The organism is Rhizobium sp. SG2393 (genome assembly GCF_042610495.1).
GTDB lineage: Bacteria > Pseudomonadota > Alphaproteobacteria > Rhizobiales > Rhizobiaceae > RU20A.
Genome location: NZ_JBHGAP010000003.1, coordinates 1 through 21,071, shown reverse-complemented (window position 1 = coordinate 21,071; position 21,071 = coordinate 1). Strand labels below are relative to the sequence as shown.

The 21,071-nt window shown below is 66.5% G+C and carries 18 protein-coding genes and 1 tRNA gene; 15 read left to right on the top strand and 4 right to left on the bottom strand.

Translation table 11 applies throughout. The annotated features are described in order from the left end of the window. Positions 1-170 precede the first annotated feature (170 nt). Together gspD and ACED18_RS10795 are read left to right on the top strand one after the other, a co-directional pair. Positions 171-2,225: a type II secretion system secretin GspD gene (gene gspD / locus ACED18_RS10800; protein WP_377291968.1), complete on the top strand. Its 2,055-nt coding sequence runs from the start codon at positions 171-173 to the stop codon at positions 2,223-2,225. Continuing rightward, on the top strand, positions 2,222-3,271 hold the full coding sequence (locus ACED18_RS10795) for a general secretion pathway protein GspK (protein WP_377291966.1): 1,050 nt from the start codon (positions 2,222-2,224) through the stop codon (positions 3,269-3,271). Before gspD ends, ACED18_RS10795 begins: the two co-directional genes overlap by 4 nt. Positions 3,272-3,287: 16 nt before the next feature. On the opposite strand, the gene ACED18_RS10790 is transcribed toward ACED18_RS10795, so the two are convergent. After that, positions 3,288-4,499, bottom strand: a complete 1,212-nt coding sequence (locus tag ACED18_RS10790) for an ROK family transcriptional regulator (RefSeq protein WP_377291964.1) — start codon at positions 4,497-4,499, stop codon at positions 3,288-3,290. Positions 4,500-4,713: 214 nt separating this feature from the next. On the opposite strand from ACED18_RS10790, the gene ACED18_RS10785 reads away from it, so the two are divergent. The 6 genes from ACED18_RS10785 to ACED18_RS10760 all read left to right on the top strand — a co-directional run bounded on the left by ACED18_RS10785 (position 4,714) and on the right by ACED18_RS10760 (position 10,784). Continuing rightward, positions 4,714-5,952, top strand: coding sequence for an extracellular solute-binding protein (locus tag ACED18_RS10785; protein WP_377291962.1), 1,239 nt, complete (start codon positions 4,714-4,716; stop codon positions 5,950-5,952). 95 nt (positions 5,953-6,047) lie between these two features. Then, positions 6,048-6,932 carry a carbohydrate ABC transporter permease gene (locus ACED18_RS10780; RefSeq protein WP_377291960.1) on the top strand — a complete coding sequence of 295 codons (885 nt, stop codon included), beginning with the start codon at positions 6,048-6,050 and terminating at the stop codon, positions 6,930-6,932. Next, positions 6,932-7,777 (top strand): carbohydrate ABC transporter permease, encoded by an 846-nt coding sequence (locus ACED18_RS10775; protein ID WP_377291958.1) that lies wholly within the window; start codon positions 6,932-6,934, stop codon positions 7,775-7,777. Before ACED18_RS10780 ends, ACED18_RS10775 begins: the two co-directional genes overlap by 1 nt. A gap of 2 nt (positions 7,778-7,779) precedes the next feature. Next, entirely contained in the window at positions 7,780-8,796 is a 1,017-nt protein-coding gene (locus ACED18_RS10770; protein WP_377291956.1) for an SIS domain-containing protein, read from the top strand. Next, positions 8,797-9,720, top strand: coding sequence for a PfkB family carbohydrate kinase (locus ACED18_RS10765; protein WP_377291954.1), 924 nt, complete (start codon positions 8,797-8,799; stop codon positions 9,718-9,720). Further along, positions 9,717-10,784 carry an ABC transporter ATP-binding protein gene (locus ACED18_RS10760; RefSeq protein ID WP_377291952.1) on the top strand — a complete coding sequence of 356 codons (1,068 nt, stop codon included), beginning with the start codon at positions 9,717-9,719 and terminating at the stop codon, positions 10,782-10,784. Before ACED18_RS10765 ends, ACED18_RS10760 begins: the two co-directional genes overlap by 4 nt. 25 nt (positions 10,785-10,809) lie before the next feature. Here the strand turns inward: ACED18_RS10760 and ACED18_RS10755 are convergent, their stop codons facing one another. Both ACED18_RS10755 and menC read right to left on the bottom strand, forming a co-directional pair. Beyond that, complete coding sequence (locus ACED18_RS10755; protein WP_377291950.1) at positions 10,810-11,526, bottom strand: GNAT family N-acetyltransferase; 717 nt, start codon at positions 11,524-11,526, stop codon at positions 10,810-10,812. After that, complete coding sequence (gene menC / locus ACED18_RS10750) at positions 11,523-12,668, bottom strand: o-succinylbenzoate synthase (protein WP_377291948.1); 1,146 nt, start codon at positions 12,666-12,668, stop codon at positions 11,523-11,525. Before menC ends, ACED18_RS10755 begins: the two co-directional genes overlap by 4 nt. 113 nt (positions 12,669-12,781) lie before the next feature. On the opposite strand from menC, the gene ACED18_RS10745 reads away from it, so the two are divergent. From ACED18_RS10745 to ACED18_RS10715, 7 genes are read left to right on the top strand one after another with little or no spacing between them, the layout of a single operon-like run. Then, positions 12,782-13,726 (top strand): MurR/RpiR family transcriptional regulator, encoded by a 945-nt coding sequence (locus ACED18_RS10745; protein ID WP_377291946.1) that lies wholly within the window; start codon positions 12,782-12,784, stop codon positions 13,724-13,726. Between the two features lie 43 nt (positions 13,727-13,769). Next, the gene (locus ACED18_RS10740) at positions 13,770-15,353 is read left to right on the top strand and encodes an ABC transporter substrate-binding protein (RefSeq protein WP_377291944.1); all 1,584 of its coding nucleotides are present in this window, start codon (positions 13,770-13,772) and stop codon (positions 15,351-15,353) included. Between the two features lie 27 nt (positions 15,354-15,380). Then, the gene (locus ACED18_RS10735) at positions 15,381-16,301 is read left to right on the top strand and encodes an ABC transporter permease (RefSeq protein ID WP_377291942.1); all 921 of its coding nucleotides are present in this window, start codon (positions 15,381-15,383) and stop codon (positions 16,299-16,301) included. Then, positions 16,298-17,161 carry an ABC transporter permease gene (locus ACED18_RS10730; RefSeq protein WP_377291940.1) on the top strand — a complete coding sequence of 288 codons (864 nt, stop codon included), beginning with the start codon at positions 16,298-16,300 and terminating at the stop codon, positions 17,159-17,161. Before ACED18_RS10735 ends, ACED18_RS10730 begins: the two co-directional genes overlap by 4 nt. Continuing rightward, positions 17,158-18,123, top strand: coding sequence for an ABC transporter ATP-binding protein (locus tag ACED18_RS10725; RefSeq protein ID WP_377291938.1), 966 nt, complete (start codon positions 17,158-17,160; stop codon positions 18,121-18,123). Before ACED18_RS10730 ends, ACED18_RS10725 begins: the two co-directional genes overlap by 4 nt. After that, on the top strand, positions 18,120-19,070 hold the full coding sequence (locus ACED18_RS10720; RefSeq protein WP_377291936.1) for an ABC transporter ATP-binding protein: 951 nt from the start codon (positions 18,120-18,122) through the stop codon (positions 19,068-19,070). Before ACED18_RS10725 ends, ACED18_RS10720 begins: the two co-directional genes overlap by 4 nt. A 17-nt stretch (positions 19,071-19,087) precedes the next feature. Then, entirely contained in the window at positions 19,088-20,584 is a 1,497-nt protein-coding gene (locus ACED18_RS10715; protein ID WP_377291934.1) for a M81 family metallopeptidase, read from the top strand. 364 nt (positions 20,585-20,948) lie between these two features. On the opposite strand, the gene ACED18_RS10710 is transcribed toward ACED18_RS10715, so the two are convergent. Continuing rightward, a tRNA-Met gene (locus ACED18_RS10710) sits at positions 20,949-21,025 on the bottom strand. Positions 21,026-21,071: the final 46 nt, after the last annotated feature.

Here is a 21,071-nt window from a genome sequence, read left to right as displayed (position 1 = left end):
AAAGTTCGGCAGCATTTGCCGACGCCATGCCTGACAGACCTGATGCCCGCCGGAGAGATCCGGCGGGCGCTTTCATGTCTGCGCGAGAGCGCGGATAGGGATGTCGTGTCAATGACTTGTTAACCATGTTTGTTCATAGATCGGTACAGTGGCCGGCATGAGAAGAGACATTGCGCAAGCTCGATTTCCCCCATTTTCGCAGTGTGAAGGGCGCGGTGCTTCTCGCTACCGCGCTTCTTGGCGCCTGCCAGAATCAGGCGCCGGGCCACGGGCGCACGGGGCTTGAGGCCACGCAGTCGAGCCGCGCGCCCTTCTTCGGCACGGAAAACCGCGCACCGAATGCCGCGAGCCGCCGGGAAATCGCGCTGCTGACACCGCAATCGGAAGCCCCGCAACCGCATTTCGAGCCGCAGGGCGACAAGGTGACGCTCAACCTCGTCAACACGCCGATCCCCGTCGTTGCCAAGGTCATCTTCGCCGACATCCTGAAAAGCAACTTCTCGGTCGCCGATGGCGTCAACGGCAACGTCACCATCCAGACGGCCCGTCCGACCTCCAAGCAGGCGCTTGTCGATATCTTCGAAACGATCCTCAACGAGCGCGGCTACGGCATCGAGAAGAAGGGCGGCGCCTTCCTCGTCTCGGGCACCGACCAGATCCGTACGGGCTCGATCGGCCAGGCCGATGCCTCGGGCATTTCGGCCGGCCGGCAGGCACGCATCGTGCCGCTGAACTACATCGCCGCCAAGCAGATGGCCGACATCATCAAGGCCTATTCCCCTGATGGCGTGATGCAGACCGACGACCGGCGCAACATCATCGTCCTCAGGGGCAACAATGCCGAAATCGAGGGCATGCTGTCCTCCATCCGCCTCTTCGACGTGGACTGGATGCGCGGCAGGTCGGCCTCGCTCTTCCCGCTGGATTCCGGCGCCGATCCGACCATCGTCGTCAAGCAGCTCCAGACCCTCTTTGCCGCAGCCACCTCCGGCGACGGCGATGCCGGCATGGTGAAGTTCCTGCCGAGCCGCGAGCTGAAGGCCATTCTCGTGATCGCCCAGCGGCCGGCCTATCTCGACCGCGCCCGCACCATCATCGCGCGTCTCGACGATGCCGCCAGCTATGGCACGCGCCAGACCTTCGTTTACCGGGTGCAGAACCGCAACGCCAAGGATCTCGCCAGCGTCCTGCAGCGGGCGCTTGGCGGTGGCGGCATTACCGCGGCCGTCGAAAGCAGCCAGACCGAAAGCGGCGACACGCAGCAGACCAGCAGCGCGCTCGCCGTCGCCAGCCAACCGACGGGCCTTGGCACGGAAGTTTCCGTCGTTGCGGACGAGACCAACAATTCGCTGGTCATCGTCTCCTCCAAGCGCGACTACAACCGCATCCTCGGCGTGCTCTCCTCGCTCGACCGCATGCCGAGCCAGGTGCTGATCGAGGCGGTCATCGCCGAAGCGGCACTCAACGACCAGCTCAAATTCGGCCTGCGCTATTCGATCGGCGCCGGCAATGTCTTCAAGTTCACCAATGACGAGAACGGCCAGGTGCAGAGCGGGCTTGCCGGCTTCACCTATTCCGCGCTCTCAGCCAATTTCAGCGTCGTGCTCAATGCGCTCTCCGCCGTCACGCAGGTGAAGGTCCTGTCCTCGCCGACGCTGACGGTGCTCGACAACCACACCGCCAAGCTGCAGGTCGGCGATCAGGTGCCCGTCATCTCCGAAAGCGCCACCTCCGGCACGACGGGAACGACGACGACCTCGATCCAGATGAAGGATACGGGCGTCATCCTCGGCGTCACGCCGCGCATCAGCTCCAACGGCCATATCCTGCTCGACATCGAGCAGGAGGTCAGCGATGTCGTCAACACCACGACATCGACCATCAATTCGCCGACGATCCGCCAGCGCAAGGTGTCCTCCACGGTCGAGGTCGGCGACGGCCAGAGCATCGTCATCGGCGGCCTCGTGCAGGAGCAGCAGCAGAAGAGCACGGATGCGATCCCGGTTCTCGGCAAGCTGCCCGTCATCGGCGCCGCCTTCCGCAATCGCAACACCCAGGCCAAGCGCACCGAGCTGATGATCTTCATCCGCACCCGGATCATGCGCGACCAGAACGATGCCCAGGCGATCACCGAGGAGTTCCGTAGCGGGCTGAGCGCGGTGACCATCGACCGGCCGAGCACGTCCGCCTCCAACACCTGGGATCTGTTGCGGATCACCGAATGACGTCGGTTCCAGCGGGCTCGGGGCAAGGTTCAGGCCATGATCCCGGCCCGCATTCCTTCGAGCATCATCCGACCGGCGTGAAACGGGCATCGACAAGATCATGCTCTCCACAAGCGAGCTTGGAGCACCGATCTGATCCTGTCAGAACAAACAACGCTCCAGCGGCCGAAGAGACCTCCCGCGAAGGCTTCGTGCTGATCTCCGTGCTGATCGTTGCCCTTCTCTTCGTTGCCGTGACCGGCAGCCTTGCGGTAAGGGCACGCTTTTTCGTGCTGCAGGAGCGCAACCGTGAAGAGACCGTTGCCCTACAGGCTCTGGCAGACGGCGTCGCCCGCCAGGCAGCCCTCGATCTCGTCAAGGGGCAATCGTCCCTGACGCCGGACGGCGTTACGGGAACGTGCCGGAAGGCCGATTTCGAGCTTCAGGCGACGATTGTCGATCAGGATATGCTGCTGGACCTCAATGGCGCGCCACCCGAAATGATCATTGATGTCCTCACCGCCATCGGCATCGGAGAAACCGATGCAAAGACGCTGGCGGCACAGATCGTCGATTACCGTGACCCGGACGACATGAGCCAGCCGCTTTACGGCGCCGAAGCTGCTGAATATGCACGCGCCGGTCTCCCATGGCGGCCAAAGAACACGTTCTTCGCCGATGTCAGCGAATTCGCCCAGCTGCCCGCCGCCACGCCGGCGCTGATCGCACGCATCGAGCCGATTCTGACCATCAACAATCCGCGCGCCGCCATCGACCCCACCCTGATCGATCGTCTCTCCGGAGCCCCCTCCGCGGCCAACAAGCCTCTCGCCCGATGGCTCACCCCCAGCCGCCAAAGCCGCTTCTCGATCACCGTCTCCCTCGCCACAAAGGCAGGCCCGACAGCCTCCAGAAACACCACGATCGCCACCGATAGCAGCGACGGACACCCCCGCTTCCTCCGTTGGGCCCGCAGCACGCCGGACGCGGCACCCCGACCTGACATCGAACGGGACGCAACACAACAACCCGCTCTTTGCAGCGCGCTGACGAATCCCTCCCAGTGATCTGGTCGGTGCCGCGTCACCGCGCGGCAGCCTCCTTCAGGATGGCGGAAAAGCGGGGTTCGAAGGCGCGGCCGATGGGTTCGGCGGCGGCGCCGAGGGCGACCGCCCAGGGGTCGAACATGCCGGCCTTGAGGCGGGCCGTGGTGCGGCCCGGGCGCACCGCGTTCGAGGGCAGCAGCGGTTCGATGGCGGCGATCAGCCGTTCGGCCAGTTCCGCGGGCGCTGCGGCCGAGATGATGACGGCCTGTGGATCGAACAGCGTTTCGATGAGGTGGATCGCCAGGCGCAGATCGCCTGCGGCGGCGGCGATCCAGGCCGAGAGCGCCGGATCCTCGGCGCGGACCCGCTCCGAGATCAGGTCGTACAGGTTGCCGGCCGCGGGATCGAGGCCGAGCGCATGGCAGAGCGAGGCCATGGAGGCCCGGTGTTCCAGCGGCGTCAGGCGTCCGCCATCCGACAAAAGCGCCATGCCGATCTCGCCGGCATTGCCATGCGCGCCGGTGTAGAGCTCTCCACCGAGGATCAGGCCGGCGCCGATGCCGTAGCCGAGATAGAGGCAGACGGCATCGTCCAGGCCATGGGCCGCGCCGACCATGCGTTCGGCCGTGGCGCAGGCGGCCGCGTCATTCTGCAGGGCCACGTCGAGACCCGTGCCGGCGGCCAGCGTTTCGAGCAGGGGAAAGGTCTGCCATGCGCCCATCATCCAGGGGTCGTCGGGGGCCGGAGCGAGCCCGAAGGGACCGGGCATGGCAACGCCGAGGCCGGCGAGCCGACGTTCCGACTGCGGCCGCAACGCCTGCAGATCCGTTCGCACCGCCTCTATCAGCCCCAGAATGACGCGTGCGCCGCCGACCGGACCATCCGGCGGAAGAGCGGCCTCGGCGCGCGCCAGCACATTGCCCACGAGATCGACCGCGATCGCGCGGGTGCTGTGCCGGTCGATCTGCAGGCCGATGGCAAAGGCGCCATCCGGCACCAGGCGATAGGGGGTCGAAGGCTGGCCCCGGCCATTGCGCACGACATCTTCCGACATGACGAGACCGTCGAGTTCCAGCGCTTCGATGAGGTTGGACACCGTCTGCTTGGTCAGCCGCGTCGCCCGCGCCAGATCGGCCCGCGACAGCGGTCCGTTGATGCGCAGCGCATCGATGATGACGCGCTTGTTGTGGGCGCCGGCGCCCTCCTGGTTGGTGCCGCGCTTGGCGCGGATGGTCTTCACGTCATGCACCCAAAATACCCTCTTGACTCCAGTAGAATATTCTACAAGGATTAAGTCAATACGTTTGACTTAATAAGAAACCAAAGAGTTTCGGGGAACGCGGCATGCCTTTGACGGCATTGCCGGGCGTCGCATTTATCGGGTCACTGACCCCGTCCGCACGCCGCATCTCACGTCAAGGAGCGGCGGCACCAAACGGCGTAGCCATCACTGGAGGCAAGACATGTTGAAATCCATCGCAATGACCCTCGCGGGCGCAGCGGCGATCGGCGCGCTGATGTCGTCAGCGGCCTTTGCCGAGACGAAGATCAATGCGCTGTTCATGGCGCAGGCCGCCTACAGCGAGGCCGATGTGCGCGCCATGACGGAGGCCTTCACCAAGGCCAACAAGGACATCACCGTCAATCTCGAATTCGTGCCTTACGAGGGTTTGCACGACAAGACCGTGCTCGCCCAGGGTTCGGGCGGCGGCTATGACGTGGTGCTTTTCGACGTGATCTGGCCGGCCGAATATGCGGCCAACAACGTGCTGGTCGATGTCTCCGCGCGCATCACCGACGAGATGAAGTCGGGCGTGCTGCCGGGTGCCTGGACCACCGTTCAGGCCGACGGCAGATATTACGGCATGCCTTGGATCCTCGATACAAAATATCTCTTCTACAACAAGGAGATACTCGAAAAGGCCGGCATCAAGGCGCCGCCGAAGACATGGGATGAGCTTTCCGAGCAGGCCAAAATCATCCAGGAAAAGGGTCTCCTGAAGACGCCGATCGCCTGGTCCTGGGCCCAGGCGGAGGCCGCCATCTGCGATTTCACCACGCTTGTCAGCGCCAACAAGGGCGACTTCCTGAAGGATGGCAAGCCGGTCTTCGATCAGGGCGGCGCGCTCGACGCCCTGAAATACATGGTGGCCAGCTACAGTTCCGGCCTCACCAATCCCAATTCGAAGGAATTCCTCGAAGAGGATGTCCGCAAGGTCTTCGAGAATGGCGACGCCGCCTTCGCGCTGAACTGGACCTACATGTACAACATGGCCAACGACCCCAAGGACAGCAAGGTTGCCGGCAAGGTCGGCGTCGTGCCGGCGCCGGGCGTTGCGGGCAAGAGCGAGGTTTCGGCCGTCAACGGCTCCATGGGTCTTGGCGTCACCACGGCCAGCAAGCATCCGGAAGAGGCCTGGAAATACATCACCTTCATGACCTCGCAGGCCGTGCAGAACCAGTATGCCAAGCTCAGCCTGCCCATCTGGGCCTCGTCCTACCAGGACCCCGCCGTCACCAAGGGACAGGAAGAGCTGATCGCCGCCGCCAAGCTCGGCCTTGCCGCCATGTATCCGCGCCCGACGACACCGAAATATCAGGAAATGTCGACCGCCCTGCAGCAGGCGATCCAGGAAGCGTTGCTCGGCCAGTCCTCGCCCGAGGATGCGCTGAAGACGGCTGCCGAAAACAGCGGGCTGTGATGCCGATTGCGGGCCGCCACGCGCGGCCCGCTTCCGCCATCCCCCGCGCGCTCCGCATTGACTTCACCTTCCATCGCTTGACTGAAGGCACCCTCATGTCCAGCACCTGGCTCACGACCCGGGCATGGCTTCTCATGCTTCCGCTGCTGGCGGTGATGATCGCCGTCATCGGCTGGCCGATGGTCGATACGGTGCGGCTGTCCTTCACGGACGCCAAGCTGGTCGGCACCGGCGGGCAGTTCGTCGGTCTCGACAATTACGCCAGGATGCTGGCAAGCAGCACGTTCCAGCGCACGCTCCTCACCACCGCCTGGTTCGCGATCGTGTCGGTGGCGGCGGAAATGGTGCTCGGCGTGCTGGCGGCCCTGCTGCTTGACCAGAGGTTCTACGGCCGCACCTTTCTGCGCGCCCTGATGATCCTGCCCTGGGCCCTGCCGACCATCGTCAATGCCACGCTGTGGCGGCTCATCTACAATCCGGAATATGGCGCCCTGAATGCGGCGCTGACCCAGACCGGCATTCTCGCCGACTACCGCTCCTGGCTCGGCGAGCCCGGCACGGCGATGACGGCGCTGATCGTTGCCGATTGCTGGAAGAATTTCCCGCTGGTCGCGCTCATTGCGCTGGCCGCCCTGCAGGCGGTCCCGAAGGATATCGTCTCGGCCGCGCTGATCGACGGCGCCGGCGCCTGGAAGCGCTTCCGCTTCGTCATCCTGCCCTATCTCGCCGGACCGCTGATGGTGGCGCTGGTGTTGCGCACCATCGAGGCCTTCAAGGTCTTCGACATCATCTGGGTCATGACGCGGGGCGGCCCGGCCAATTCCACGCGCACCCTGTCGATCCTCGTCTATCAGGAGGCCTTCTCCTTCCAGCGGGCCGGATCCGGGGCGTCGCTGGCGCTGATCGTCACCTTCATCGTCACGCTGCTGGCGCTCGCCTATGGGGCGCTGGCGCGTCGCACCGCCGGGAGTGCCGCCTGATGGAACGCCGGAGCCCTGCCTTTTCCGTGTTTATCCACCTCTGCGCGCTGCTCCTCATGCTGGTGATCCTGGCGCCGCTTGCCTGGCTTTTCGTGATGAGCATCGCGCCGGCGCCGGATCTGGTGGCAAAGCCGCTGCGGTGGTGGCCGTCGGCGGTGGATTTCTCCCGTTACGCGACGCTTCTGTCGACGGTGGAAAACAGCGCGGGGGCCGCCTTTACCGCCTCGCTCGGCAACAGTCTCACCGTTGCGGGCCTGGCGACGGTTGCGGCCATCCTCATCGCCATTCCGGCCGGCTGGGCGGTGTCGCGCACGCCTTCGGTGCGCTGGTCGCTGACGCTGGTGATCGGCACCTACATGCTGCCGCCGGTGGCGCTGGCCGTGCCGCTCTACATGGCGCTGGCCGCGCTCGGCATGCTCAATTCCGTCTTCGGGCTTGCCCTCGTCTACCTCACCATTCTGGCACCCTTCACGACCTGGCTGATGAAATCCGGCTTTGACGGCGTGCCGCGCGAGCTGGAACTGGCGGCGATGATCGATGGCGCGAGCCTGTTCCAGACGCTCAGGATCGTGACGCTGCCGCTTGCCCTGCCGGTGATCGGCACCTCGGCGCTGTTTGCCTTCCTGCTCGCCTGGGACGAATTCTTCTATGCGCTGCTCTTCACCTCCGACCAGCGCGCCAAGACGCTGCCCGTTGCGATTGCCGATCTCGCCGGGGGCCGCGTCTCAGATTACGGCCTCATCGCTGCTGCCGGGGTGCTTGCCGCCTTGCCGCCGGTGCTCGTGGGCCTTGTCATGCAACGCGCCCTGATCTCCGGGCTGACGAATGGCGGCGTGAAGGGATGATGATGAGTAAGACCAGCACGCGCCCGGAGGGGCTGCAGGCCATCGACCGGGAAATGGCGCGCCAGCATGCCGATGCCATCGCCTCCTATCAGGCGGCCCGCAAGGACGCGCCGGCCATTGCCGCCTCGCTAAAGACCACCGGCCGTCTCCTCCTGCTCGGCATGGGCGGCTCCCACTATGTGGCCCGCGCCGTCGAGCCGCTCTACCGCGCCTTGTCCATCGACGCGCTCGCCCTGCCCCTGTCGGAGCAGCTGGGCGCGCCCCTGCCGCTTGACGGGCGGACGATCCTGGTGACCTCGCAATCCGGCGAAAGCGCCGAGGTGCTGCGCTGGTTTGCGGAAAACGGCACGGCCGCAGAGACTTTCGGACTGACGCTGGAAGGCGGCTCCTTCCTCGCCAGGGCCGCGCCCGGCCTGATCGGCGCGGGCGGCACGGAACGCGCCTTTGCGGCCACCCGCAGCCTGACGATCACCTTCGCGCTCCATCTCGCCATTCTCGAGGCGCTGGGCCAGGATCCGGCCGATGCGCTGGCGGCGCTGCAGGCGCCCGAGACGCCCGATCTTTCCGAAGCGCTCGCTGCCCTTGCCGGCGTGCGCACCATCGTCACCTCCGGCCGCCGGCTGCAGGGTGTGGCCGAAGCGCTGGCGCTCGGCCTCACGGAACTCTCGCGTCTGCCCTGCTTCTCGCTGGAAGGCGGCCAGCTGCGCCACGGCCCGATGGAAATGCTGTCGGCGGATGTCGGCGTCGTGCTGTTTCGCGGCCGCGATGCGACCGCGGATCTGGTGACGGCGATGGCGCGTTCGGTGGCGGCAACCGAAGCGCCGCTCGTCATCTTCGACGCCTCGGGCGAGGCGCCGGTCGCGGGTGCGGTGACCGTGACGTTCACACCGGCGAGCGGCCTTGCCGCCATTTTCGCCATGCTGCCGGCAGCGCAGCGCCTGATGGTGGCCTTTGCGGCGTCGCGCGTGCCCGACGCCGGCACGCCGGTCCGCTCCTCCAAGATCACCCGGAGCGAGTGAATGAAGCCGCTTGCCGTCATCGGAAACGTCAATGTCGATCTGATCATGGGCCCGGCCGCCCCCTGGCCGCAGCCGGGCACGGAGATCATCGTCGATCATCACGAGTTGCGGGTGGGCGGCTCGGCCGGCAATACCGCGCTTGCCTGGATGGCGCTCGGCATTCCCTTCACCATCGCCGCCAATGTCGGCGACGACCGGTTCGGCCGCTGGCTGCGCGACGAATTCGGCGCGCAGGCCGCCGCCTGGCCGGCCCGGCCCGAGGGCACGACGGTCTCCGTCGGCGTCACCCATCCGGATGGCGAGCGCACCTTTTTCACCACGCGTGGCCATCTCCCGCATTTCAGCCTTGAAGAGGCGCGCTCTGCGCTGGAGGGCGCCGGGCTTGCCGGCGGCTATGCGCTTGTCTGCGGCAGCTTTCTCACCGATGCGCTCAGCGCCGACTACGACGCACTGTTCGACTGGCTGGACAGCCGGGGCATTCGTGCCGCACTCGATACCGGCTGGCCGCTGGACGGCTGGACGCCCGCCAACTGCGCGGCCGCCCGCGGCTGGCTCGCCCGCTGCCATCTCGCGCTCTTCAACGAAATCGAGACGACGACGCTGGCAGGCGTCGGCGATCCGGTCGAAGCCGGCCGGGCACTTCAGGCCCGCATGCCGGCGGGCGCCATCGTGGTCGTCAAACGCGGGCCTGCGGGCGCCATCGTCCTCGATGCGGATGGCGTGCTGCACGAAGCGGCCGCGCCGCGGGTCGATGTCATCGACACGATCGGCGCCGGCGATGTCTTCAATGCCGGCTTTCTGGCCGCATTCGCGCAAGGGGCTGCCTTGCCCGCCTGCCTGAATGCCGGCGTCGCCATCGCCTCGCGGGCGATCTCCACATTTCCGCGCCGCTATGGCGCCCCCCTGGCGGGAGATGCCGCATGAGCGCGCTCACCATTGAAAACATCCGCAAGAGCTATGGCCCGGTCGAGACCCTGAAGGGCATCGACATCGCGCTCGACAGCGGCGAGTTCCTCGTGCTGCTCGGCTCGTCCGGCTGCGGAAAATCGACGCTTCTCAACATCATCGCCGGCCTTGTCGAGCCGACCAGCGGCGCGATCCGCATCGGCGACACCTCCGTCATCGGCATGCATCCGAAGGACCGCGACATCGCCATGGTGTTCCAGTCCTATGCGCTCTATCCCAACCTGACGGTCGCCCGCAACATCGGCTTCGGGCTGGAAATGCGCAAGGTGCCGGCCGCCGAACGCGAGGCGGCCGTCAGCGAGGCCGCGCGCCTGCTGCAGATCGAAACCCTGCTGGAGCGCAAGCCCGGCCAGCTCTCCGGAGGCCAGCGCCAGCGTGTCGCGATCGGCCGGGCCCTTGTGCGCCGTCCGAAGATCTTCCTCTTCGACGAGCCGCTCTCCAATCTCGACGCCAAGCTGCGCATGGAGATGCGCACCGAGCTGAAGCGCCTGCACCAGGCGATGAAGACCACGGTCGTCTATGTGACCCACGACCAGATCGAGGCGATGACGCTCGCCACCCGCATCGCCGTGATGCGCGCCGGGCGCATCGAGCAGATCGGCACGCCGGACGCCATCTACAACCGCCCGGCCACGCTCTACGTCGCCACCTTCGTCGGCGCTCCGCCGATGAACCTCTTCACCGCCCGCCGTCAGGACACGGGCATGGCGATCGACGGCCTGGAGACGCTGCTGCCCCTGCCGCCGGGCGCAGAGACGATCGCCGTCGGCAAACCCCTCATCGCCGGCATCCGCCCGGAGGCGCTCAAGATCGACGGCGATGGCGTCGCCTTGCCCGTGGTCGTCGAGGTGACCGAGCTCACCGGCCCGGAGATCATCGTGACCGGCCGTCTCGGCGGCCAGGGCATCCTCGCCTCGGCGCCGCCCTTCAGCCGCCTTGCGCCCGGCGACACGCTCACCCTTCGCGCCCCGCTGTCGGCCTGGCATGTCTTTGACCCCGAAACGGAGAAACGGCTGGGCTGACGGGAGCCGACGATCGCGGTGCGTTTCAGTCCGCGTTCACCGGTCCCAGAAGGTAGTCGTTCCGGGCGAGGTCGAAGCCGATGACCTCCAGACCACTCGCGAAGGCGGCGTGGAAATCCTGGCGAAGCCGGTGCTGGGCGGCCGCCTGTTGCGGGGTCGGCAGGCTGGCGGGCGGAAAGACCGGAAGGGAGATGCGTGTCGTGGCGCTGTGCGCCTGCGGCATGCCGCGGCCGGCGGCGCGGGCCGTCACCGCGGCATGGTCGAGGTGCCAGTCCACCAGCAGGCGGTCGGAGGGCAGACCCTCGTTGATGCCGCCCATCGCGCCGTAATAGTCCTCGTGGTAGGTGTTCGAGCGCGCACCGAGATGGGCGAGGTTGAGGTTGGCGTTGAGCGGGCGCATCGGATCGAAGGTCCAGCGCACATGCCGGATGCCGCGGGCAAGGCACCATTGGCGCTGATACCATTTCAGCCGCGCGCCGAGGCCGCGGCCGCGCATCTGCGGCAGAACGGCAAGCCGGTGCGAATGCTGGACATTCGGTGTCGCGCTGGGAAAGCCGAACACGTAGCCGACGAGATCGCCGGTGAGAAATGCGCCGCCCACCAGCCCGCCTTCGGCCTGGATCACCATCATCAGGTCGGCCGGATCCGGCATGTCGCCCTCGCCCCAGACATCCGCCTGAAGGCGCTCCGCCGCCCGGAATTCCGCCATGCCGCGCAGATCGCGGAACTCGATGTCGCTCATGCCGAAAAGCTTTCCTGAAAGACGGTGGCGCTGTCGAGGACGTCCCTGTCCAGCGTGACGCCGATGCCCGCGCCGGCGGGAACGGGCATGCGGCCCTCCACGGTCTCCAGTCGCTGTTCGATGATGTCGCGGTGAAAATAGCGGCTGGACGAGGATGTGTCGCCCGGTTTCGAAAAATTCGGCAGCGTGGATAGATGGATATTGTGCGCCCGGCCGATACCGCTTTCCAGCATGCCGCCGCACCAGACGGGCACGGAGAAGGCCTGGCAGAGATCGTGAATCCGCACCGCATTCGCATGGCCGCCGGAGCGACCGACCTTGATGTTGATCACCCGCGCGGCATCGGTCTGCAACGCCTTGCGTGCATCCTCCGGGCTGCGGATGCTTTCATCAAGGCAGATCGGCGTCCGGATCCGCGATTGCAGCACGGCGTGGTCGTGGAGATCGTTCCAGGCAAGCGGCTGCTCGATGTAGTCGAGGCCGAAGGCGTCGAAGCGCGCGATCAGGGCGCTGTCGGCCAGAGAGTAGGCGCAGTTCGCATCCACCGTCAGGTGACTGTCGGGATAGGCCTGCCGCACGGCCTCCAGAAGCCGAAGGTCGTGTCCGGGTTTGATCTTGAGCTTGATGCGCCGATATCCCTGCTCCAGATGCGCGCCGACGCGCTCCAGCGTGGTCTCGATCGGCGCGATGCCCAGGGAAACGCCGACATCGATGGCCTCCCCCGTGCCGCCGAGAACGGTCTTCAAGGGCAGGTCGAGCGCCTTGGCCCAGAGATCCCAGCAGGCCATCTCGACCGTCGCGCGCGCCATCCAGTTGGCGCGCCAGGGCTCAAGGCGCCGCGCCATCTCATGGGGCGTCTCGATGCGGGTTCCGAGCACCTGCGGCAGGAGCACCGTGCGCAGGAGGTCCATGGCCCCCGACACCGTCTCCTCCAGATAATCGGGCAGCGGGTCCATGACGCCTTCCGCATACCCCTCCAGACCATCGGCCTTGAGGGTCAGCAGCGGGAAAAGCTTCTCATGCATCGTCCCGGTCGCAATGGTGAAGGGCGTGACCAGCGGCAGGCGTACAAGGCGCAACTCGGCGCCGTCGATGCGCAACGGCGCGCGAACCGGTCGTCCGGCGACCGTGTGATCCGTCATGGGCCCTCCCGCGTCGCCGACCGCTCCGTCAGCCGGCGTCCAGAATTTTAGTTTTCTTGCATTATTGACTGCATGTCAGCGATCTGTCAACTTTCCCCAGAGGAGACAGCGCGATGTCGGCAAAGGATGGCGAGCAGCGACAGACGACGGAGGGCGCAAGGGCGGGGGAGAGCTTGGGCGGCGACCTGCGCCAGCGCCTGTCGCAATCGGCTGCGGACGGCACCCCGACGGAACGCGCCATCGCCGCCTACCTGCTGACCAATCTGCAAACGCTTCCCTTCGAGACGGCAGCGGCAGTCGGCGCCAAGGTGGGGGTTTCCGAAGCCTCCATCGGCCGCTTCTGCCGCACCATCGGCTATCGCAGCCTGAAGGACCTGAAGAGCGTGCTGCAGGCGGATCTCGGCGGCCAGGCCTGGCTGATCGGCGATCGTCTCCAGGACTTCCACCGTCGCAGCCAGGCCGGCACCGGGGAACTCGCCCGCGCGCTGGAGAAGGAAATGGCCGCGCTGGTCACCGTCTACGAGATGGCCGCGACGGAGGCATTCGACGCGGCCGTCAAACGGCTTGCGCGGCGGCGGCAGGTCTTCGTCGCCGGCTTCCAGACCGAGCGCGGGCACGCCAGCGAGCTGGTGCACAATCTGCAATATCTGCGCCCCGGCGTGCATCTGGCCGATATTGCCGGCGGTCACTTCGCCGAAATTCTTCTGTCCCCGCCGGAAGAGACCACGCTGGTGCTGATCGACGGGCGCCGCTATTCGCGCCTGACGCGCGATCTCGCCCAGGCCGCCCACCGGGAGGGCATTCCCGTGACGCTCATCACCGATCCCTATTGCGACTGGGCGCTGGAAACGGTGGACGAAGTCTTCGCCGTTCCGACCGACCTCAACCACTTCTGGGATACGACCTCGGCCATGTCCTCGCTGATCGGCCTTCTCGTCAACGGCGTCTTCAAGGAGCTCGGCGCCGAGGTGGAGGCCCGCATGGCGCGGATCTCGGCCTTCTACGGCGATTTCATCGGCCACACCGGGCCATCCCGCCGCCAGCCGCGGGAGGGCTGATCGGCAACCACCCCGCATCAACAAAAGCCAAGAGAGGAACGAAATGAACCCGATCACCCTTCGCAAAACCCTCATCGCCGCCGGCATCAGCCTTGCGGCCCTCATGGCAGGCCACGGCGCGGCACTCGCCAAGGAAGCCGTCATCGTGCTGGCGACCAACGAGGTGGGCGCGCCGACCTACAACCCCATCAAGGCCTCCAATCTCAACATCGGCACGACGCTGATCTTCGACCGCCTCGTCTCGCAGGACGCCGATCTCAGCTACCATCCCTGGCTGGCCGAAAGCTGGGAAGAAGCGCCGGACGGCATGTCCTGGGTGTTTCACCTCAAGAAGGGCGTGAAATTCCACAATGGCGAGCCCTTCAACGCCGAAACCATCGTCAAGTGGCTCGATCTCTTCAAGGCCAGCGAAAATGCCTACATGACCAAGGCGATCGCCAAGGTCGAGGTGGTGGACGACTACACCGTCAAGTTCATCATGGCGAACCCCGAGCCGAACCTGCTCTACAACTTCTCCTCCAGCTATCTGAGCGTCATCGAGCCGAAGTCCTTCGTGGCGCTCGGCGACAATTACGGCGTCACCGAAGTCTACGGCACCGGCCCCTACCAGCTGGAAAGCTTCACCGTCGGCCAGGAAACCGTGCTGGTGCGCAACGAGGACTATGCCTGGGCCTCGCCGCTGGCCAAGAACCGCGGGCCGGCGAAGATCGATAAGCTGACGCTGCGCGAAATCGCCGAGGATTCCACCGCCTTCCTCGAACTGAAGTCCGGCGGCGTCGACATGCTGCTCGGCGTGCCCACCGATTTCCTCGGTGAGGTGAAGGCGCAGGAAAACCTCACCACCCTCACCCTGCCGGGCCAGGACGTGGCCTACATGCCGATCAACGTGACGAAGGAGCCCTTCACGGACATTCGCGTCCGCGAGGCCGCTGCGAAGGCGATCAACCAGAAGGAAATTCTGGATTCCGTCTACGGCGGCGTCGGCGACGTCGCCAATACCTTCCTGATCTCGGCCCTGCCGGAATCCAAGGTCGATCCGAAATACAGGATTTCCTACGATCCGGATCGCTCCAACGCGCTGCTGGACGAAGCCGGCTGGAAGAAGGGCGCCGACGGCGTGCGCGTGAAGGACGGCAAGCCGCTGAAGGTCTCGCTGTGGACCCAGAGCGACTCCAGCTTCCGCCGCCTGACCGAAGTCGTGCAGGCCGAGCTGAAGGCCGTCGGCATCGACAGCGACATCACCACCTTCGACAGCTCCGCCATCCGCGACCAGTACAAGAGCGGCAACCAGCAACTCGCCGTGCGCTCCTACAACTGGGACAATGCCGACATCATCGACTGGTTCTTCGGTGGCGATCGCCTCGGTTATCCGAACGTCTCCATGTTCAACGATCCCAAGGCGGAGGCACTGCGCAAAACCGCGCTCAGCGGCTCGAAGAACATGGCCGAGCGCATCAAGAACTTCACCGCCTACCATGAATATGTGCTCTCGCAATATCCGATGGCGCCGATCTACCAGCCCGTGACCTCTGTCAGCTACAACAAGGACCGCCTCGTTCTGCCGGCCGAGATCCACTCCCCGTCGGTGGGTGCGACCGTGATCATGGACATGGACGTGAAGGAGTAGGCGGCACGACATCGCGAGGAACCGCCCATGCTTGCCTATGCCCTCAGGCGCATCCTCATGCTGGTGCCCGTGTTCCTCGCGGTCTCCGTCGTCATCTTTCTCATCCTGCATCTCCTCCCGGGCGACCCGATCGACAATCTCCTGAAGGTCGGGGCGCCCGTGGAGCAGCGCGCGGAGATGATGGCGCGCTACGGCCTCGATCGGCCCCTGCCGGTGCAATATGCGATCTGGCTCGGCAATCTCCTGTCCGGCGATCTCGGCACGGCCATCGTGGCGCGCCGGCCGGTGGCCGACCTGATCGGCCAGGCCCTGCCCTATTCGCTTGCGCTCGGCGGGCTGGCGCTTGCCTTCTCCACCCTCATGGGTATCGCACTCGGTTTCATCGCCGCGCTCTACCGCGATCGCCTCATCGACCGCGTCATCATGGGCGGCGTGCTCATCGGCTCGACGCTGCCGAGCTTCTGGCTCGGCCTGCTGCTGATCCTCGGCTTTTCCGTCGAGCTCGGCTGGTTCCCCGTCTCCGGCGCGCGCGGCTGGACCTCGCTGGTGCTGCCCGTGCTCACCATCGGGCTCGGCGGCACCGCACTCGTGGCCCGCATCACCCGCGTCGCCATGGTGGATATTGCCGGGCGTGATTTCGTCATGCTGCTGCATGCCAAGGGTCTGTCGCCGCTCACCATCCAGTTCCGCCACGTGCTGCGCCACGCGCTGATCCCCGTCGTCACCATCGTCGCGCTGCGCATCGGCTGGATCCTCGGCGGCGCCGTGACGGTCGAGGTCGTCTTCGCGCGGCCGGGTCTCGGCACGCTCCTCATCAAGGCGCTCAGCCAGCATGATTATCCCGTGGTGCAGGCGAGCCTGCTGATGCTCGCCATGGCCGTCATGCTCGGCACGCTTCTCGGCGACCTCCTGCAGGCCGCCATGGATCCGCGCGGGCAGGGAGCATGACGATGAGAGCCGCCCGGGAGCTGACCTTCCTGAAAGCCATCTTCCGACGCCCGGCCGGCGCCATCGGCGGCGGATGGCTGATCTGCGTGCTGCTCGCCGCCCTCGTCGCGCCGCTCATCACACCCTATGCCTACGACGTGCAGGTGCTGAAGGAAGCCTTCCAGCCGCCATCCGCCACCCATCTGCTCGGCACGGACGAATTCGGCCGCGATCTCCTGACGCGGCTGCTCTATGGCGCGCGCACCTCGCTGTCCGTCAGCAGCATCTCCATCCTGATCTCCGTCGTCTGCGGCATGACGCTGGGCGCCGCCGCGGGCTATTTCGGCGGCGCCTTCGACCGCGCCGTCACCACCGTCGTCGATCTCAGCTGGTCCTTCCCGGAAATCCTCATCGCCCTCATTCTGGTGGCGATCATCGGCCCCGGCATCAGCGGCACCATGGCGGCGATCGCGGTCGCCTATCTCGCCCAGTTCGCCCGCCTGACCCGCTCGCAGATCATGACGCTGCGCGGGGAAACCTATGTGGAAGCCGCCCGCAGCCTGGGCGCCGGCCACGCCCACATTCTCTTTCGCCACCTGCTGCCGAATGCGCTGGCCCCGGTGCTGGTCAGCGCCATGCTGGCCACCGGCGATGCCATCATCCTCGAAGCCACCCTCGGCTTTTTCGGGCTCGGAGCCCAGCCGCCTGTGCCGAGCTGGGGCGCGATGATGTCCTCCGGCTCCGGCCTGCTCTTCAAGGCGCCCTGGATCATCATCTTTCCCGGCCTTGCCGTCGCCATCACCGTCATTGCCATCAATCTCTTCGGCGATGGCCTGATCGCCGCGCTCGACATCAGGGCCAAGATCCGGAGGACGGAATGACCGCCCTGCTCACCCTCAGCGACATGGGCGTGGAGATCGGCCGCACCCGCCTGCTGGACGGCGTCAGCCTGACGCTCGACCGCGGCGAGATCCTCGGCCTCGTCGGCGAAAGCGGCTCCGGCAAGTCGCTGACGGCGCTCGCCATCACCGGTCTCCTGCCGCTGATCGGCGGGCGCATCAGCGCCGGCAGCCTGCGTTTCGACGGCACCGAGCTGACAACCCTGCCCGAGGCGGAGCGCCGCCGGCTGCGCGGCAAGCGGATCGGCTTCGTCATGCAGAACCCGATGACGGCGCTCGATGGCGTGCAGCGCATCGGCGAACAGGTGGACGTCGTCTCGCGCCTGCATCTCGGCCTTTCCCCGGATGCGGCGCGCCTGCGCACGCTCGACCTTCTGGCGCAGCTGCGCATTCCCGAACCCGCCGCGGTCGCGCAGGCCTATCCGCACCAGCTCTCCGGCGGCATGAAGCAGCGCATCGTGATCGCCATGGCGCTGGCGGGCGAACCCGACCTCATCATCGCCGACGAACCGACGACCGCGCTCGATGTCACCGTGCAGGCGCAGATCATCCAGATCCTCACCCAGCTCGCCCGCCAGCGCGGCCTGGCCCTCTTGCTGATCACCCATGACATGGGCGTGGTGGCGCAGGTCTGCGACCGCGTCGCGGTGCTCTATGCCGGCCGGATCGCGGAGATGCGCGCGGTCTCGCCGATCTTCGCCGCGCCGGCGCATCCCTATACCGCCGCCCTCATCGGCTGCATCCCGCGCGCAGGCATGGCGCCGGGCAGCCTGCACGGCATTCCCGGCGCCGTGCCGACCGCCGGCCGCTATCCGGAAGGCTGCCGCTTCCACCCGCGCTGTGCGGCGGCGGCCGATGCCTGCCGGCAGGGGCATCCGGCGCTCAGCCGGCTCGCCGATGGCGGGGCGGTTGCTTGCCACTTCCCCCTGACGGAGGCCCCGTGACCGAGCCCTTCCTCACCCTCGACCGCCTCACGAAACGGTTTCTGACCGGTGGCGGCCTCATGAAAAAGCCGCACAGCATGACGGCGGTGCGCGATGTGACGCTGTCCATCGGCAAGGGCGAGATGGTGGGCGTGGTCGGCGAATCCGGCTGCGGGAAATCCACGCTGGCCCGTCTCGTGCTGCGCCTGATCGAGCCGACCTCCGGCCGCGTCCGCCTCGATGGCACGGATCTGACCACGCTCTCCGCACCGGCCCTGCGCGCCGCGCGCCGGCGCATGGCCATGGTCTTCCAGGACCCCTATTCCTCGCTCGACCCGCGCTATTCCATCGCCGATGTGCTGAAGGAACCCTTCGTCGTGCAGAGGCAGGCCATGCCAGCGGGCACGGTCGGCGCGATGCTGGAGGCCGTCGGCCTGCCGGCCGCGACCGCTCAACACTATCCGCACCAGCTCTCCGGCGGCCAGCGCCAGCGCATCGGCATTGCGCGGGCGCTGGCCCTTCGGCCCGATCTCGTGGTGCTCGACGAACCCACCGCCTCGCTCGACGTGTCGATCCAGGCGCAGATCATCGACCTGATCTCATCGCTCAGGGAGCGGTTCGGCCTCACCTATCTCTTCATTTCCCACGATCTCGCGCTGGTGCGTTACGTCTGCGACCGCATCGTCGTCATGTATCTCGGCGCGGTCTGCGAAGTCCTCGCCGATCCCCGTGCCGCACCCCGCCATCCCTATACGGCCGCCCTGCTCGCCTCCAGCTTTTCGCCGGATCCCGCCGCGCGCCGCGAGATCGCGCCGCTGTCGGGAGAGATCCCCTCGCCTTTCAACCTGCCGCCCGGCTGCGCCTTTGCCGGGCGCTGTCCGCACGCCAGCGATCGGTGCCGCAGCGAAAATCCCACGCTCTCCACGGATGCCGGCGGCCACGCCGTCGCCTGCTTCCACCCGCTCTGACGTTTCAGGATACCCCCATGGCTTTGCGTGTTCTCACTGCCGAATTCGTCCATGAAAGCAACACCTTCAAGAAGGGCAGCACGGACCTTGCCACTTTCCGGGCCGAAACGCTCGATCTCGGCGAGGATGCCATCCGCCGCTTCGGCGACGTGAATGCCGAGATCGCCGGCTTTCTCGATGCGGGCCGCGCGGCCGGCTGGGAGATCCGCCACGTCGTCTCCGCCCATGCGACACCCGGCGCCCGCGTCTCTCGCGAGGCCTTCGACCATATTGCCGGGCTGATCTGCGATGCCGCACGCGAAGAGAAGGACCGGCTGGACGGCATCCTGCTCGGCCTGCACGGCGCCATGGTGCCCGATTTCTGCGAGGATGGCGAAGGCGAGCTTCTGTCGCGCCTGCGCGCCATCGTCGGCCCGGAGCTGCCGATCGCCGTGACGCTCGACCTGCATGCCATCGCAACACCGGCCATGATCGCCAAGGCGCAGATCTTCGTCTCCTACAAGACCTATCCGCATGTGGACATGCGCGAGACCGGCCGCCATGCCGGCCGGCTGCTCGATGCCGCCATGCGCGGGGTGACGCGCCCTGCCACCTGCCGCGCCCACCGGCCGATGCTGGAGGAGGCCAATTCCGGCCGCACGGACGTGCCGGAGACGGCCAGTCTTTACGCCCGCGCCAGAGCCTTCGAGGCAACGCCCGGCATCCTCGCCGTCTCCATCAACGCCTCCTTCGCCGAAGCCGATGTCGCCGAGGCCGGCCCGACCGTGCTCGTCACCCACGACCTCGCCGTCGAAGGCGCGGCCGAGACGGCCCGCCGCATGGCCGAGGAGATCGCCGACACGATCTGGGAACAGCGCGGGAGCGTCTCCAATACCTTCCTGACGCCGGCCGAGGCAGCGCAGATGGCCCGCGATTTCCCCGCGGCCGGCCGCCCGCTGATCATTGCCGACTATGCCGACAATCCCGGCGCCGGCGCCTATGGCGACGCGACCGCCCTGCTGGCCGCCCTCATCGAGGCCGGCGCCACCGGCGGGGCCTTCGCCCCGATCATCGACCCGGAAGCGGCTGCAATCCTTCACCGGCATGCGGTCGGCGACACCGTCACCCTGCCGCTCGGCGGCAAGGTGGATCCGGCCTTCGGCGGCGGGCCGCTGACGCTGACGGGACGCATCGAGCATCTCTCCGACGGCCTCTACACCGGTGACGGCCCCATCCTCGGCGGCATCACCCACACCTTCGGCCCCACCGCCGTCTTCCGCACCCACGGCATCGACGTGCTCGTCGTCTCCCAGCCCGGCCAGATGCTGGACCAGCAACAGGTCCGCGCCTTCGGCATCGTGCCGGAACGGCTGACCTTCCTCGTCGTCAAGTCCATGCAGCACTTCCGCGCCGCCTTCGAGCCTCTGGCCGGCAAGGTCATCGTTTGCGACAGCGGTGCTCTCGCGACACCGAGAGCGGCCTTGCGACCCTATATCCGCGTCAGGAGACCGATCTGGCCGCTCGACAAGATCTGATAAGCTACTTCGCTGATCCCGACCCTTTGGCCTTTGCGACAGGTGGTGAATCTGATTGCCTGCCGCAAACAGGAGGGCTGCGATGCGATCAACGCTTCCCTCAGGTGAGGACTTTGATGGCGCAGCAGACATCAACCGTCTTCGCGCCCGCCTCCTGCTTGTTCAGTATGCCGATGATCTGTCCGCCGGTGACTCGTGAACGCTTAACCCGTTCGTCTTCTTGATATGACGGACTCTTCCCAAATTCTGGCGGAAGGTCAGGGTATCAGATCAGAGAAGCTGCGGCTTTTTTGGCGCCCGGAAACGCAAAAAAGCCGCCCGGGTGGGGCGGCTGATCTGCGCGATTTGATATCGCAATTTGAGATGGTTGCGGGGGCAGGATTTGAACCTGCGGCCTTCAGGTTATGAGCCTGACGAGCTACCGGGCTGCTCCACCCCGCGCCGAGCGCGTTTGGTTTCCCAACGCGCGGATATTTGGCTTGGCCAA

Bases quoted from the DNA above. Each gene is read 5' to 3' on its own strand.
- ACED18_RS10795 (WP_377291966.1), top strand. From the start codon at position 2,222: ATGACGTCGGTTCCAGCGGGCTCGGGGCAAGGTTCAGGCCATGATCCC.
- ACED18_RS10785 (WP_377291962.1), top strand. From the start codon at position 4,714: ATGTTGAAATCCATCGCAATGACCCTCGCGGGCGCAGCGGCGATCGGC.
- ACED18_RS10780 (WP_377291960.1), top strand. From the start codon at position 6,048: ATGTCCAGCACCTGGCTCACGACCCGGGCATGGCTTCTCATGCTTCCG.
- ACED18_RS10775 (WP_377291958.1), top strand. From the start codon at position 6,932: ATGGAACGCCGGAGCCCTGCCTTTTCCGTGTTTATCCACCTCTGCGCG.
- ACED18_RS10770 (WP_377291956.1), top strand. From the start codon at position 7,780: ATGAGTAAGACCAGCACGCGCCCGGAGGGGCTGCAGGCCATCGACCGG.
- ACED18_RS10765 (WP_377291954.1), top strand. From the start codon at position 8,797: ATGAAGCCGCTTGCCGTCATCGGAAACGTCAATGTCGATCTGATCATG.
- ACED18_RS10760 (WP_377291952.1), top strand. From the start codon at position 9,717: ATGAGCGCGCTCACCATTGAAAACATCCGCAAGAGCTATGGCCCGGTC.
- ACED18_RS10755 (WP_377291950.1), bottom strand. From the start codon at position 11,526: ATGAGCGACATCGAGTTCCGCGATCTGCGCGGCATGGCGGAATTCCGG.
- menC (WP_377291948.1), bottom strand. From the start codon at position 12,668: ATGACGGATCACACGGTCGCCGGACGACCGGTTCGCGCGCCGTTGCGC.
- ACED18_RS10745 (WP_377291946.1), top strand. From the start codon at position 12,782: ATGTCGGCAAAGGATGGCGAGCAGCGACAGACGACGGAGGGCGCAAGG.
- ACED18_RS10740 (WP_377291944.1), top strand. From the start codon at position 13,770: ATGAACCCGATCACCCTTCGCAAAACCCTCATCGCCGCCGGCATCAGC.
- ACED18_RS10735 (WP_377291942.1), top strand. From the start codon at position 15,381: ATGCTTGCCTATGCCCTCAGGCGCATCCTCATGCTGGTGCCCGTGTTC.
- ACED18_RS10730 (WP_377291940.1), top strand. From the start codon at position 16,298: ATGACGATGAGAGCCGCCCGGGAGCTGACCTTCCTGAAAGCCATCTTC.
- ACED18_RS10725 (WP_377291938.1), top strand. From the start codon at position 17,158: ATGACCGCCCTGCTCACCCTCAGCGACATGGGCGTGGAGATCGGCCGC.
- ACED18_RS10715 (WP_377291934.1), top strand. From the start codon at position 19,088: ATGGCTTTGCGTGTTCTCACTGCCGAATTCGTCCATGAAAGCAACACC.